At 58.7% G+C, this 13,641-nt stretch carries 14 protein-coding genes; 3 read left to right on the top strand and 11 right to left on the bottom strand.

Annotated elements, in window-relative coordinates; translation table 11 throughout:
* Positions 1 to 58 precede the first annotated feature (58 nt).
* The 5 genes from IM271_RS00845 to IM271_RS00825 form a co-directional block, all read right to left on the bottom strand.
* A complete protein-coding gene (locus IM271_RS00845) occupies positions 59 to 1,771 on the bottom strand; it encodes an ABC-F family ATP-binding cassette domain-containing protein (protein ID WP_193051997.1) in 1,713 nt (570 codons plus the stop codon).
* A 352-nt stretch (positions 1,772 to 2,123) separates the two neighbouring features.
* A complete protein-coding gene (locus tag IM271_RS00840) occupies positions 2,124 to 3,821 on the bottom strand; it encodes an NAD-dependent malic enzyme (RefSeq protein WP_028013235.1) in 1,698 nt (565 codons plus the stop codon).
* A 176-nt stretch (positions 3,822 to 3,997) separates the two neighbouring features.
* A complete protein-coding gene (gene sra, locus IM271_RS00835) occupies positions 3,998 to 4,135 on the bottom strand; it encodes a stationary-phase-induced ribosome-associated protein (RefSeq protein WP_008501714.1) in 138 nt (45 codons plus the stop codon).
* A gap of 95 nt (positions 4,136 to 4,230) precedes the next feature.
* Positions 4,231 to 4,446, bottom strand: a complete 216-nt coding sequence (gene bdm / locus IM271_RS00830) for a biofilm-dependent modulation protein (RefSeq protein ID WP_023335793.1) — start codon at positions 4,444 to 4,446, stop codon at positions 4,231 to 4,233.
* 232 nt (positions 4,447 to 4,678) lie between these two features.
* Positions 4,679 to 5,530, bottom strand: coding sequence for a Vmh family MBL fold metallo-hydrolase (locus IM271_RS00825; protein WP_193051996.1), 852 nt, complete (start codon positions 5,528 to 5,530; stop codon positions 4,679 to 4,681).
* A gap of 110 nt (positions 5,531 to 5,640) precedes the next feature.
* Here IM271_RS00825 and IM271_RS00820 point away from each other — a divergent pair, with 110 nt between their 5' ends.
* On the top strand, positions 5,641 to 6,516 hold the full coding sequence (locus tag IM271_RS00820; protein WP_045260574.1) for a LysR family transcriptional regulator: 876 nt from the start codon (positions 5,641 to 5,643) through the stop codon (positions 6,514 to 6,516).
* A 7-nt stretch (positions 6,517 to 6,523) separates the two neighbouring features.
* Here the strand turns inward: IM271_RS00820 and IM271_RS00815 are convergent, their stop codons facing one another.
* A complete protein-coding gene (locus IM271_RS00815; protein WP_193051995.1) occupies positions 6,524 to 7,483 on the bottom strand; it encodes a hypothetical protein in 960 nt (319 codons plus the stop codon).
* Positions 7,484 to 7,598: 115 nt separating this feature from the next.
* On the opposite strand from IM271_RS00815, the gene IM271_RS00810 reads away from it, so the two are divergent.
* Entirely contained in the window at positions 7,599 to 8,027 is a 429-nt protein-coding gene (locus IM271_RS00810) for an OsmC family protein (protein WP_028013230.1), read from the top strand.
* Positions 8,028 to 8,050: 23 nt separating this feature from the next.
* Here IM271_RS00810 and IM271_RS00805 read toward each other — a convergent pair whose 3' ends face one another.
* Positions 8,051 to 8,956, bottom strand: coding sequence for a LysR family transcriptional regulator (locus IM271_RS00805; RefSeq protein ID WP_126818104.1), 906 nt, complete (start codon positions 8,954 to 8,956; stop codon positions 8,051 to 8,053).
* A 112-nt stretch (positions 8,957 to 9,068) separates the two neighbouring features.
* Here IM271_RS00805 and IM271_RS00800 point away from each other — a divergent pair, with 112 nt between their 5' ends.
* Positions 9,069 to 9,818, top strand: a complete 750-nt coding sequence (locus tag IM271_RS00800; RefSeq protein ID WP_047368601.1) for an SDR family NAD(P)-dependent oxidoreductase — start codon at positions 9,069 to 9,071, stop codon at positions 9,816 to 9,818.
* Here IM271_RS00800 and IM271_RS00795 read toward each other — a convergent pair.
* The 4 genes from IM271_RS00795 to IM271_RS00780 are packed head-to-tail and all read right to left on the bottom strand — an operon-like array spanning position 9,815 to position 13,635.
* Complete coding sequence (locus tag IM271_RS00795) at positions 9,815 to 10,744, bottom strand: ABC transporter ATP-binding protein (RefSeq protein WP_047368600.1); 930 nt, start codon at positions 10,742 to 10,744, stop codon at positions 9,815 to 9,817. The two genes, IM271_RS00800 and IM271_RS00795, sit on opposite strands and share 4 nt — an antisense overlap.
* Positions 10,737 to 11,723, bottom strand: coding sequence for an ABC transporter ATP-binding protein (locus IM271_RS00790; protein WP_041909881.1), 987 nt, complete (start codon positions 11,721 to 11,723; stop codon positions 10,737 to 10,739). The genes IM271_RS00795 and IM271_RS00790 overlap by 8 nt, the downstream gene beginning before the upstream one ends.
* A complete protein-coding gene (ddpC, locus tag IM271_RS00785; protein WP_041909883.1) occupies positions 11,723 to 12,616 on the bottom strand; it encodes a D,D-dipeptide ABC transporter permease in 894 nt (297 codons plus the stop codon). Before ddpC ends, IM271_RS00790 begins: the two co-directional genes overlap by 1 nt.
* Positions 12,613 to 13,635 (bottom strand): ABC transporter permease, encoded by a 1,023-nt coding sequence (locus tag IM271_RS00780; protein ID WP_041909885.1) that lies wholly within the window; start codon positions 13,633 to 13,635, stop codon positions 12,613 to 12,615. Before IM271_RS00780 ends, ddpC begins: the two co-directional genes overlap by 4 nt.
* Positions 13,636 to 13,641 lie beyond the last annotated feature (6 nt).

Raw genomic sequence — 13,641 nt, 5'->3', positions numbered from 1 at the left:
TCCTCTAATAATTAAGGGGAAAAATGCTGGCCCGGCGAGGTGCTCGCCGGGCGCAGATTTACAGCTGGGCTTCAATCTCCTCAATTTCTCTACGCCATTGCGCCTGCAGCTGCGGCTTCTGATGTTTCGGCTTACGCGCCAGATCGTCTTCCAGCAGCGTTTCCAGCGCGATCAGCCGCTCCAGCAGATCGTCGTACGGCGAGGGTTGAACCTCGCCAGCAGTGACGACGGGCGCGGCGGATGTCCCGAGCCCCACGCTTTCGCGCAGCCGCTCAAACACGGCTTCAGCATCGTGCCACTCGCTCAGCCAGCCGTCCTCAATCAGCCAGAAGCGGTTACAGCTTTGGCTAATTAACTGGCGATCGTGGCTGACCAGCAGCACGCCGCCTTCGAACTGTTGCAGCGTTTCCGCCAGTACCTCTTTGCCTTCCATGTCGAGATGGTTGGTGGGCTCATCCAGCATCAGCAGGCTATATCGGGCAAGCGTCAGCCCGACGAACAGCAGGCGAGAGCGCTCGCCGCCGCTGAGCGTGCTGACTTTTTGCCCGTGTCTCGCCCACGGGAACCCGGCGCTAATGAGCGCCATCTTCCTGTTTTGCGGGTCGGGAGCGAAAGGTTCCAGCGCGTCGAGCAGCGTGGCGTCATCCGGCAGCTGATGCAGCGTCTGGTCGTAGTAGCCCGGCGAGACGCGCGGATGAATTTTCAGTCCGCTGTCCGTCGGTTCATCCACAAAATTTCGCCAGATAAGCTTCATCAGCGACGATTTACCGCAGCCGTTACGACCGACAATTGCCACGCGATCGCCGCTTTTCAGCCGCGCCGTTTCGATGTTAAACAGCGGCGGTAGCCCGGGCGCAGGCGGGACGCTGAGGTTTTCCATCTCCAGCAGACGGTCCGCCCGCAGCGCGTCGCCGCGCAGGGTTAGCGTCCATGGACTGCCCGCCGTGAGCGCGGTCTGGCTCTCTTTGAGTCGTTCGACCTGTTTTTCCATCTGCTTGGCTTTGCGGGCCAGGTCTTCGTTGTCGTAAACCTTACCCCAGGTCGCCAGACGTTTGGCGCTGGCGGTCACGCGGTCGATCTCCTTTTGCTCCGCCTTGTGGCGCTGCGCATCGCTTTCGTCTTTTGCTGCAAGCGCTTTACGGGCGGCCGTACAGGGAAGGGCAAAGTAGTGCAGCGTCTTATCACGCAGGATCCAGCTGCCGTTTGTGACGGCATCCAGCAGTTGTCTGTCGTGCGAAACCAGCACGAAGCTGCCTGACCAGTTCTGTAAAAAGTGTTCCAGCCAGAGCATGGTCGGCAGATCCAGGTGGTTGCTGGGTTCATCCAGCAGGAGCAGATCCGGCTCGTGAATCAACGCCCGCGCCAGCAGCAGGCGGGTGTGCTGTCCGCCGCTCAGGGTGGCGGATTGCAGCGTCATATCCTGCGGCGTGAAGCCCATGCTCGCCAGCAGCGTTTCGGCTTTCCAGCGCAGACTGTCGTGCTCAGCTAAAGGCAGTTGCGCGAGTACGGCATCCAGCATGGTCAGCGGGAAAATGGCGTCCGGGAGATGTTGCTCCACGCGCGCCATCAGGCAGTGTCCGGCCAGCGCTACCGTTCCGGCGGCTGGGATATCTGTTCCGTCCAGCACCTTTAGCAGCGTACTTTTGCCACAGCCGTTGTCGCCCAGCAGGCCAATGCGGTCGCCTTTTTTCAGCGTAAAGGAGAGTGAGTCGAAGAGCGTGCCAAACGCCGTATCAACGCGTAAAGATTGTGCAGTGAGTAAAGTGCTCATTGTTGCTTACCCAAGAGTTACAGGCATGTTTATGCCTCGTCAAACATCGCTGACGATAACTCAGTAAGCCCGAGAGAAGGGATTTCAGGGGTTGGTGTCTTCGCTCAAGCAGAAGTTATCGCAGCACGATACCGATAACGCTTGAGCTGGTGCGATCACCAAATGTATGTGAAACATTGAAAATTTCACGATACAGCATAATTGGCCTCCTTATATATTCAGTGGGTTAATGGATGAAAGGAGTGTAGCGGGGGAAAGGGGGTTTGGCTAGTGGGTATTCGATGGTGCGGTCTGTTGCCCCTCATCCTAACCCTCTCCCCCAATGAGGAGAGGGACCGGTTCGGGCGCAGAATTAAATCGAGGTACGGCGATAGCTGCGGTATTCAGGCATCCAGAAGTTATCATCAATAGCCTGCTGCAGCGCGTCGGCAGAGGTTTTCACCGCCACGCCCTGCTGCTGCGCCATTTTACCCACCGCAAACGCGATAGCGCGCGACACCTTGTGAATGTCCTTCAGTTCCGGCAGCACCAGCCCTTCGCCGTTGTTGACCAGCGGCGAATAGCCCGCAAGGGTTTCGCTCGCTGACATCAGCATCTCATCGGTAATGCGGGACGCGCCGGAGGCGATCACGCCCAGACCAATGCCCGGGAAGATATAGGAGTTGTTGCACTGGGCGATCGGATAGGTTTTATCCTTCCATACCACCGGATCGAACGGGCTGCCGGTGGCAACCAGCGCGTTACCTTCGGTCCAGGCGATGATGTCCTGCGGCGTCGCTTCCACGCGGGAGGTCGGGTTAGAAAGCGGCATCACGATAGGGCGCTCGCAGTGCTTGTGCATCTCGCGAATAATCTCTTCGGTGAAGAGACCGGTTTGCCCGGAAACGCCGATCAGAATATCTGGCTTCACGTTGCGCACCACGTCCAGCAGGGAGAGCACTTCGTTGTCGGTGTCCCAGTTCTTCAGGTTCTCGCGCTTCTGCACCAGCTTGGTCTGGAACGGCAGCAGGTTCGGCATACCGTCGGTCAGCAGGCCGAAACGGTCAACCATAAAGACGCGGGAGCGAGCCAGCTCTTCGCTTAAGCCTTCGCGCTGCGTCTGGGCAATAATCTGCTCGGCGATGCCGCAGCCCGCAGAGCCTGCGCCCAGGAAGACGATTTTCTGGTAGCTCAGCTGGCTACCGGCCGCGCGGCTGGCGGCGATAAGCGTGCCCACGGTCACCGCTGCGGTGCCCTGGATGTCGTCGTTAAAGGAGCAGATCTCATCGCGATAGCGGTTCAGCAGCGGCATCGCGTTTTTCTGCGCAAAGTCTTCAAACTGCAGCAGAACGTCCGGCCAGCGGTGCTTCACGGCCTGAATGAAATCGTCGACAAACTGATAGTACTCGTCGTCGGTAATGCGCGGATGACGCCAGCCCATGTACAGCGGATCGTTCAACAGTTGCTGGTTGTTGGTGCCGACATCCAGCACCACCGGCAGGGTGTACGCCGGGCTGATGCCGCCGCAGGCGGTGTAGAGAGAGAGTTTACCGATTGGGATCCCCATCCCGCCAATGCCCTGGTCGCCGAGGCCGAGAATACGTTCCCCGTCCGTCACCACAATCACTTTAATATTGTGGTTCGGCACGTTCTGCAGAATGTCGTCCATGTTGTGACGGTTCTGATAAGAGATAAAGACGCCGCGTGAGCGACGGTAGATCTCAGAGAAGCGTTCGCACGCCGCACCCACCGTTGGGGTGTAGATCACCGGCATCATCTCTTCGAGATGGTTTTGCACCAGGCGATAGAAGAGGGTTTCGTTGGTGTCCTGGATGTTGCGCAGGTAGATGTGTTTGTCGATCTCGGTTTTGAAGCCCTGATACTGGATCCACGCGCGCTCCGCCTGTTCTTCAATGGTTTCAACCACTTCCGGCAGCAGGCCAAGCAGGTTAAAGCTGCTGCGCTCTTCCATGCTGAAGGCGCTGCCTTTGTTGAGCAGGGGGAATTCGAGTAAAACCGGGCCGGCGTATGGGATGTATAAGGAACGATGTTTTTTCAGTTTGTTGTCCATGTCACTCACTCTTTTTTTGAAGATCCGTCCCTGACACTGCTGTTTGTCATCTTTCTGGCCTGTGCTACGGGGTGCGGTCGGGCGGTATTATAAAGGAGCTAAATATTAATTACCGCAACACATAAACAAAAACACCATCGGTTTTGCCGATGGTGTTCTGGATCTCAGTCGGGAACTTACTTGCCCGCGTGGCGTTTTCTGCCGGTGGCGTGAGTGACTTGCGTTTCGTGGTCGCCTTCAATCACCACTTTACGCTGATTAGAAAGCTTGTAGTTCAGTCCCAGAATGTGGCGTGCCTGACGGTTCGATTTCATGTTAACTCCTCAATCCTGTTGATAGTTTTAAGGACCAGTTTGCTTTCGCAAACGAAATGTAACCCCTTAGGTTGCAGATCCAGCTTAGCAGGTTTTTACAAAGGTGCGTTTTGCCCGCTGACGACGTAGTTAATGGTCTGCTGGTAGATGTCACTGAGGATGTCATTATCCGTGGATTCCACCCACTTGGTCAGTTCCATTAAAATGTCATCTTCAGTCACAGCACCGTGCTCGGCGTGAAGACCCTGCGCAATCGCGTTAACGAGTTCAGGTTGTGCTGCTGTGGTATTAGCCGGGTAATAAGTAAACATGCTGCCTCCGTGTCGTTGTCAGTTTAATGGTACGGCTCGCAAAAAATTTAATTCATAAACAGAATGGCAAATATTTCCCCGGTTGTGTCTCAGATTCATCTTAGAAATAAAAATGACATAAGTGCATGCTTTTATGCGCTTTTAAAACGGAGGGATATATTGGCGTGAGGCAGTGCGGATATTATGGCGGTGCTCCTGCTATCGCGGGAATATAGCAGGAGCCGTTTTTAAATTACCACTTCATTTCGCCGGTATTCACTTTGGCGCTTAATTCCAGAGAGCTCTCTTCGGCCAGGCCCGGATACTGTTTTTTCAGTGCACCGATGACGCCCGCAGAGTTTTTATGTGCCGACAACGCCTGTTCAAAATGCTGCAGATAGCCACGGGTAAAATCAATAGCCCCGGTTCCGGACGGTGGCGTGCCCAGGTAGTGGCCCGGTATCACGCGTTCCGGCCTGTGCGCGGCCATGTTGTCCAGGGTCTGCTGCCACTGCTGACGGCGAGCCGGCGTCTGGGTATCAGCCGTCCAGACGTGAATCCCCCAGGAGATCCCGGTGCCGCCGAGGATGGTTTTCACGGACGGGATCCACACATAGGCCGCATAGCTGTCCGGCTGCTCGATATCGACCTTTTCCCCGTCAATCATAAAGGTGGTGGAGGCGAGCACCTGCGGCACCACCAGTTCCGTTGGCGCGCCGTCTTTCATCTGCGGGCCCCAGAAGGCGAGCTTGGCGTCTTTGGTGGCCTTAATATGGTCAACCACCTGCTGCGTGGCCACCACTTTGGCATTCGGGAAGGCCTTCACCAGCGGCTGCAGGCCAAAATAGAAATCCGGATCGCCGGAGGTGATCACAATCTTATTCAGCGTTTTACCGCTGCGGCGAATTTTCTCTACCAGCGCTTCGCCATCCTTCACGCTGAACTGCGCGTCAAACAGCACCGCCTCTTTCGGGCCGGAAACGAGCGTGGAGGAGACCGCGAAAATGCCTTTTTCCTGCGGGTTATAGGTATCAATCGTCAACGGCGCAGCAAAAACGGCCGGAGCGAAAAGGGTGGAAAGCAGGGCAATATGAGTGAGTTTCATGCTGTTGTCTCTGTTGTTCAGGAATGTCTCTATTGTACGGATATTCTCATTTGCCAGAATTCCTGAAACAAGACATGCTTAGTTTCATAAATCGAGCAGATGGAGCTTATATGGATCGCGTTATTGCCGCTCAGGTCTATAACCGGATATGCGAGCTGGGAAGCCTGAGCGCGGCGGCCCGCGCGCTGGGCATTTCCCGGCCGATGGTGAGCCGTTACCTTGAACAAATGGAGAAGTGGGCGGGGACGCGGCTGGTAAACCGCTCCACGCGCAAGTTGACGCTGACGGCGGCAGGGGAAAAGGTGCTGCAAAAAACGCGGACGCTCTCGCAGATCTCGCAGGAAATCGAAGGTCAGTCGGAAAAAGATCTGCCGTCCGGCACGCTGCGGGTAGCCTGCGCGCACTTTACCGCCATGCACCTGATTGCGCCGGTCCTGCCCGGCCTGCTCTCGCGCTATCCGCAGCTGCGCATCGAGCTGGACGTGAACAACCATCCGGTCAGCCTGGTGGGAGAGCGCATTGACGTCGCCGTGCGCATTACCGATAACCCGGAGCCCGGCATGATCGCCCGCCGGCTGGGGGAGTGTCGATCGGTGCTCTGCGCCTCGCCGGCGTATCTGGCACAGCACGGCACGCCCGTCAGCCCCGAAGAACTGGCGCAGCATAACTGCCTGCACTACAGCTTTTTCGCCGGGCAGTCCTGGCACTTCCTGACCCCGGAAGGCGAAAGCCTGAGCGTGGCCGTCAGCGGCAACCTGAGCGCCAGTATCTCTTCACTGCTCATGAACGCGGCGATCGAGCACTGCGGCATCGCCATGCTGCCGGAGCGCGAAGCGCGCGCCGCGCTTGAGCAGGGATTACTGGTGCCGGTACTGGCGTCGCTGGAGCCGAAATCGCTTGCCATCCACGGCATTTATCAGTCACGGGAATACCAGCCTGCCGCGCTGCGCGTGTTTCTTGACGAACTGTCCCGCCACCTTGCCTGAGGGGCGATTATTTTGCCTTTAGCCAGGGAGAGGCCGTGCTCCAGAAAATAATATCGGCCCCGAGATAATTTTCGCCGAAGCGGACAAACTCGGCTTTGGTGAACGGTTTTCCGGTCTGAGGATCCTTATAGGTCAGAGTCGGCTCCTGAACCGCCATGGCAATGAGCGGCAGCGCCTGTTTATTTTTATGGAAGAAGGGATAGGCATTCTTCATGTGCGCCTTGCGGTTGGGCACAATGTCCGGCCCGCCCAAGCCAATATTGTTGGCGCTGGCATACGCAAAAAGACGCCCCATATAGTTGTGGTCGTTATCCCACTCGCACGGCCAGAAGTTCACGTACTGCACCACATGTGATTTCTGAAAAACCTTGCGCGCAAAGGACAGATTTTCCATCTCACCCGCGAAATAGCTATCGCAGGTGAAGCCCGCTGGCGGATTTTTCTCGTCAATATCAATCGCGGTTTCAGGCAGGTTTACGCCATACACCTCGCCATCAAAGCGTTTTGCGAGCGCTGCCAGCAGTGCCTGGTAGCGCTGGCGCACCGTGGGGTCCCACTGACGCGCTACCCATCCCGCGCCGACAGGCTTGCCCTCGCCGGGGTTATCAAACTGCGGCGCAATCCCGCCGCTGTATTGCTTATCGTGCATCAGATAGTCCGGGACGTAGCGGGCGTCCGGCTCAAAGAAACGATCCTGGATCTGAATAAAGAGTTTTTTCCGGACGGCCTTAAGACGCGCCAGATCCTGCTCAATCCGCGAGAAGTCATAGCTGTCCTTCTCGGGTTCAAGCTGGCGCCAGTTGTAAACGATCTGCACGCCGCCGATGTCGCCACGCGCAACCAGCGGGAGCGCCGCGTCGAGGTCGCCTGAGCTGGTATAGATAAAGTTTTCCGGCGTTTTGGCCATTGAAGAAAGAGAGAGAGCCAGCGTGGCTACCGCGACGGCCATCCTGATTTTTAGCGTCATATCATTATCCTTGTTGTCGGTACAGCAGGTGAAAGACACGGAATCGTCTGTGTTCCAGGGCGTGTCAGATGCGTAGTCTATACTTAACCCTTTGTAAGCCAAAAGGAGAGCAAGAATGACGATTCATAAGCACGGTTCGGCACACTGGTCTGGCGACATTAAGCGCGGGAAAGGAACGGTTTCCACCGAGAGCGGCGTTCTCAACCAACAGCCTTACGGCTTTAACACCCGCTTTGAGGGTGAAAAGGGGACCAACCCGGAAGAACTGATCGGCGCGGCACATGCGGCTTGTTTTTCCATGGCGCTGTCGCTGATGCTGGGTGAAGCGGGCTATACCGCTGATTCGATTGATACGACCGCGGACGTCTCTCTGGATAAAACCGACGGCGGCTTTGCCATCACTAAGGTTGCGCTGCAAAGTAAGGTCACCGTACCGGGCATTGCGCCACAGCAGTTTGACGGCATTATTCAGAAAGCCAAAGCGGGCTGTCCGGTGTCGCAGTTGCTCAAGGCCGAAATTACCCTGGACTATAAGCTTAACTAAATCACAGCCGGGTTTGTGCCCGGCTATCCCTTCAGCGCGGCGGGGAACACCTCCGCCAGCCAGGCGATAAACACCTTCAGTCTGTGCGTTAAATGCCGGTTCTGCGGGTAGACCACGTGAAACGGGTACGCGGCAGGCTGCCAGTCACCCAGAATCGCCACCAGCGCTCCCGCCTGCAAATAGGTCTTTGCTGAATACTCAAAAGTTTGAACGATCCCCAGACCCGCCGCGGCAGCCGCCAGATGAGCGTTACTTTCATTGACACCGAGATAGTGCGGAAGAGTGATTTCCAGCGCCTCGCCGTTCTGCCGGAAGCGAAACGGAAACGGCCGCCCGGTGACGGGAGAGAGATAACTAACAAGCTTGTGGCCGTTGCGCAGCTCCTGCGGATAGGCCGGAACGCCGTGGTTTTTAAGGTAACCCGGCGTCGCGCAGGTGACCATCTGAGCGTCACCGAGATGACGTGCGATAAGCGTTGAATCGTTCAGCGGGCCGCCGCGGATCACGCAGTCTACGTTACCGCTGATAAGATCGATCGGACGATCGGCCACGCCAAGATCGATACGGATATCCGGGTAGCGCTGCATAAAATCCGGCAGCAGGGGGATGAGCACGTCCCGTGCGGTGGAACCGCCCACGTCAACCCGCAAATGTCCCTTGGGCGTCGCGCGGGAAACGCGAAACGAGGTGTCGATATCTTCGATATCAATCAGCACCCGGCGCGCTTTTTCATAGTATTCCAGCCCTTCAGGCGTCGTGACCACCCGACGAGTCGTGCGGTGAAGGAGACGTATCGCCAGGTGCGCCTCAAGGGATTTAACCAGTTTGCTCAGCGTGGCGATCGGCATATTCAGCGAGTCCGCCGCGCGGGTAAAACTGCCGGATTCCACCACCCGCGTGAAGGCGCGCATCGCCATTAGCTGATCCATGATGACCTCTGATTATTTCCGTAGATGAATAGTCATTTTCATTTTTGCCCATTTTTCACAAATGTCGCAAGGGATAAAGTCTGTCCAACGCAAACACAAAAAGGTAAATGACATGAACACGACTCTCTCAGGAAAAATTGCACTGGTCACCGGCGGCAGCACCGGTATTGGTCTTGCCACGGCGCAGGAGCTGGCGGCACAGGGCGCGAAGGTGTACATCACCGGGCGTCGTCAGGCCGAACTTGACGCCGCGGTAGCAGAGATTGCTTCTGACGCAGTGGGCATTCGCGCGGACGTCTCTAAGCTTGCCGATCTGGATGCGGTTTATGCCCGGATAGCAAAAGAAGAAGGCCGTCTCGATATTCTGTTCGCCAATGCGGGTGGCGGCGATATGCTGCCGCTGGGCGCGATCACCGAAGAACAGTTTGACCGGATTTTTGGCACCAACGTTCGCGGGGTGCTGTTCACGGTGCAGAAGGCGCTGCCGCTGTTATCAACCGGCTCGTCGATCATTCTGACCGGCTCGACGGTGTCGATTAAGGGGACGGCTAACTTCAGCGTCTACAGCGCCAGTAAGGCCGCGGTGCGTAACTTTGCCCGCTCCTGGGCTCTGGATTTGCAGGGCCGTGGGATCCGCGTCAATGTCGTAAGCCCGGGCCCGATCAAAACGCCTGGTTTAGGGGATCTGGTGCCGGAAGAACACCGCCAGGGGCTGTACGACGCGCTGGCCGCGCAGGTGCCGCTCGGACGTTTAGGTGCGCCGGGCGAGGTGGGTAAAGCGGTGGCGTTTCTGGCCTCCGACGCGGCCAGCTTTATCAACGCCACCGAGCTGTTTGTGGACGGCGGGATGGCGCAAATTTAACCCAGGCTGCGCCAGCAGCGAACGTGACGGCCCTCGCGAGAGGGCTGTAGCGGCTGAGGACGTTCGCACCCCTGCGCGGCCATCGGGCAGCGGTCGCGGAAAAAACAGCCTTCGGGCAGATGACGGTTGCCGGGCAGCTCCGTTTTGCGTAACGCCAGCGTTTCATCCAGCGGCTCTCCGGTGCGGGGAACCGAATCGAGCAGCAGGCGGGTATAGGGGTGGCGCGGCTCGCCAAGTACCTGCGCGGCGCTGCCCAGCTCCACAATCTGTCCGAGATACATCACCGCCACGCGGTCGCTCATGTGTCTGACCACCGAGACGTTATGCGAGATCAGTACGTAGGTCAGATTACGCTGCTGCTGTAGCGTCACCAGCAGGTTGAGGATTTGCGCCTGCACGGAGATATCCAGCGCGCTGGTGGGTTCATCGAGCACGATGATATCCGGATCGGACGAAAGCGCCCGGGCGATGGCAATGCGCTGGCGCTGCCCGCCGGAGAAGGCGTGTGGAAGGCGGTCGAGATATTCCGGGCGAATGCCCACCTGCAGCGCCAGATCCGCCGCCAGCTGACGGCGCTCGCGCTCGCTGCTGCGTTTTTGCACCCACACCGGCTCGGTAATGATGCGCCAGACCGGCAATCGCGGGTCGAGCGAGGAGAGCGGATCCTGAAACACCATCTGCATGCCACCGGCATGGTGGGCACGCTGGCATGCGCCGGTGCTGGGTTTAAGCATCCCCATCAGCAGCTGCGCCAGCGTGCTTTTCCCACAGCCGGATTCTCCGACAACGCCCAGCGTTTCGCCCCGACGGATCTGGAGATCCAGCCCGTTGAGCGCATGGACCCGTTCCGTCACGCGGCCCAGCCAGTTTTTGCGCGCCGCAAAGTTCACGTGCACGCTATCCAGTTCCAGCAGTACATCAGACATGGTGTTTCTCCCGTTGTGGATACCAGCAGGCAGCCAGTTGGCCCTCTGCGCCATGCGGCTGCAGGCGCGGCGTTTCGCTGCATTTTGCCCCCGCGGCAAAGCAGCGCTCGCGGAACGCGCACCCCTGCGGAAGCTGGCTCAGGTTAGGCACAGTGCCGGGGATGGCGGGAAGCAGGTCGCGCGGCTGGCCGTTTTCCGGCGCGCACCGCAGCAGGCCGATAGAATAGGGATGCACAGGGCGGTGGATCAGCGTTTGCGTGGCGCCGCTCTCGATCACGCTGCCCGCATACATCACGTACATTCTGTCGCAGAGCTGGGACACGACGGCCATATCATGGCTGATAAACAGCACCGAGGTGCCGCTGGCCTTCGCCTTATGCTTCAGCAGGCGCAGCACCTGGAGCTGGACGGTCACGTCCAGCGCGGTGGTCGGTTCGTCGGCGATGATCAGCTCCGGCTCGCAGGAGAAGGCAAGGGCGATCATCACTCGCTGGCGCATGCCGCCGGAGAGTTCAAACGGATAACGCGCCATGACCTCCTTCGCGTCCGGAATTTGCATCTCTTCCAGCAGGGCGATCGCCTTCTGCTGCGCCTCGCGCCGGGAAAGCGGCTGATGCTGGCGGATCACCTCCACCATCTGTTTGCCAATCCGCCGCGTCGGGTTGAGAGCGGTCATGGGCTCCTGAAAAATCATCGCCACTTTAGCGCCGCGCCACTGGCGAAGCTGTTTCTCGGACGCCGTCAGGACGTTTTCACCGAGTAATCTCACCTGACCGTGATGAATACGGTAGCTGCCCTCCGGCAGCAGGCGCATGGCGAGCATGGCGGTAACGGATTTGCCCGACCCTGATTCGCCCACCACGCCGACAATTTCGCCCCTGCCGATCTCCAGCGAAACGTGGTTCAGGGCGTGGACCTCCCCGCGAAAAACCGGGAAGCTCAGGTGCAGGTCTTCAATATTGAGTACCGGTTCGGTCATTACTGTTTGCCTCCTGACTTCGGATCCAGCAGATCGCGGATACCGTCGCCAAACAGATTAAAGCCCACGGCGGTAATCAAAATCGCCGCACCGGGAAAGGCGCAGTACCACCACTGGTCCAGGACGTAGTTACGGCCCACGGCCACCATTGCGCCCCATTCGGCGGTGGGCTGCTGCGCGCCCAGGCCAATAAACCCCAGCGTGGCGGCCATCAGAATGGCGCTGCCGATATCCAGCGACGCCTGCACGATCAGCGGCGGCAGGGCGTTGCGCAGGATGTGCCAGCGGATCAAATGCCAGCGGGACGCGCCAAACGTGCGGGCGGCCTGAACGTAGGTGAACTGACGCACCACCAGGGTTTGCCCGCGCGCCAGCCGCACGTAGAACGGTATGCGGACAATCGCAATCGCCAGCATGGCATTAAACAGGCTCGGACCGAGCGCGGCGGCCAGCGCCATGGTCAGCACCAGAGAAGGAATGGAGAGCATAATGTCCATCACCCGCATGATGACGGCGTCGCCGCGCCCGCCCAGGACGCCGGACAAACAGCCCAGGAGCGAGCCAATGCCGCCCGCAATCACCACCACCGCCAGCCCGGCGGTAATCGACTGCTGGCTGCCCGTCAGCACGCGGCTGAACAGGTCGCGTCCCACCTCATCGGTGCCAAACCAGTGTTGCGCAGAAGGGGCCTGCAGGCGGGCGGTGAGGTCCAGCGCGTTCGGGTCATGCGGCACTATCCACGGCGAGGTCACCATCAGCAAAAGCATCGCGATCATAATGACGCCGCCGACAATCGTGAGCGGGCTTTGGCGCAGCATCCAGAACAGCTTTGCCCAGTTGATGCGTTGTCTGGCGGTTTTCACCGGGACGGGTGTTTCCTGCGTTAACATCATTCGGCACCTCCGCGCCCGATTCGCGGGTCAATCCACAGGTAAAGCAGATCGACCACCAGATTAACCAGCACGTAGGCCAGCGAAACGACGACGGCAAAGCCCATCACCGCCGGGAAGTCCAGAGCCTGAATGGACGTCACCACCCAGGCGCCCATACCCGGCCAGGCAAAGACGGTTTCGGTCAGGACGGCGCCGTAAAGCAGGTCGCCCAGCGCCAGTCCGAGCACGGTAATGGACGGGATCATCGCATTCGGCAGGGCGTAGCGCAGGACGATGTACCAGCCGGGCAGCCCGCTGGCGCGTGCGGTGCGGATGTAGTCCTCGCTAAGCTGCTCCAGCATCGCCGAGCGCACCTGGCGCGCCACGATGCCCAGGTGAACAAACGCCAGCGTCAGCGAGGGTAAAATCAGGTGCTGCAGCGCGTTGAAAAAGACTTCACCGTTGCCTTCCAGCAGGGCGTCCAGCAGATAAAACCCGGTGACGTGCGTCGGCGGATCGAGCCAGTCGTCCAGCCTGCCGCCGCCCGGCAGAATCTGCAGATGCCCGTAGAACAGGACAATCACGCCCAGCCCAAGCCAGAATGCAGGCGTGGAAATCCCGGTCATCGCCATTAAACGCACCAGGTGATCCAGCCAGCGGTTGCGGTACACCGCCGACAAAATCCCCAGCGGCACGCCGATAACCAGCGCCAGCAGCAAAGAACAAAAGGCCAGCTCCAGCGTTGCGGGGAAAAAGGCCTTCAGGTCTTCCGCAACCGGGCGTCCGGTACGGATGGATGTGCCTAAATCACCGTGGGCCAGGGCGTCCACGTAGCGGCCAAACTGCACATACAGCGGCCGATCCAGCCCCAGCTGCTGGCGAATGTTCTGCACGATTTCGTCGCTGGCGCGATCGCCCGCCAGCAAACGCGCCGGGTCGCCGGGGATCATGTGTGAAATAATAAAGGTAATAATACAGACACCGGCCACCACCAGGAGTAACCCCCAGCAGCGCTGGCGCACGATGCTCCAGAACGTCATACGCTT

The sequence above is a fragment of the Enterobacter cloacae complex sp. I3 genome (assembly GCF_014896175.1).
In the GTDB taxonomy this organism is placed as follows: Bacteria; Pseudomonadota; Gammaproteobacteria; order Enterobacterales; family Enterobacteriaceae; genus Enterobacter; species Enterobacter bugandensis.
The sequence above is the reverse complement of the archived record's forward strand: the minus strand, read 5'-3'. Positions and strand labels throughout refer to the sequence as shown.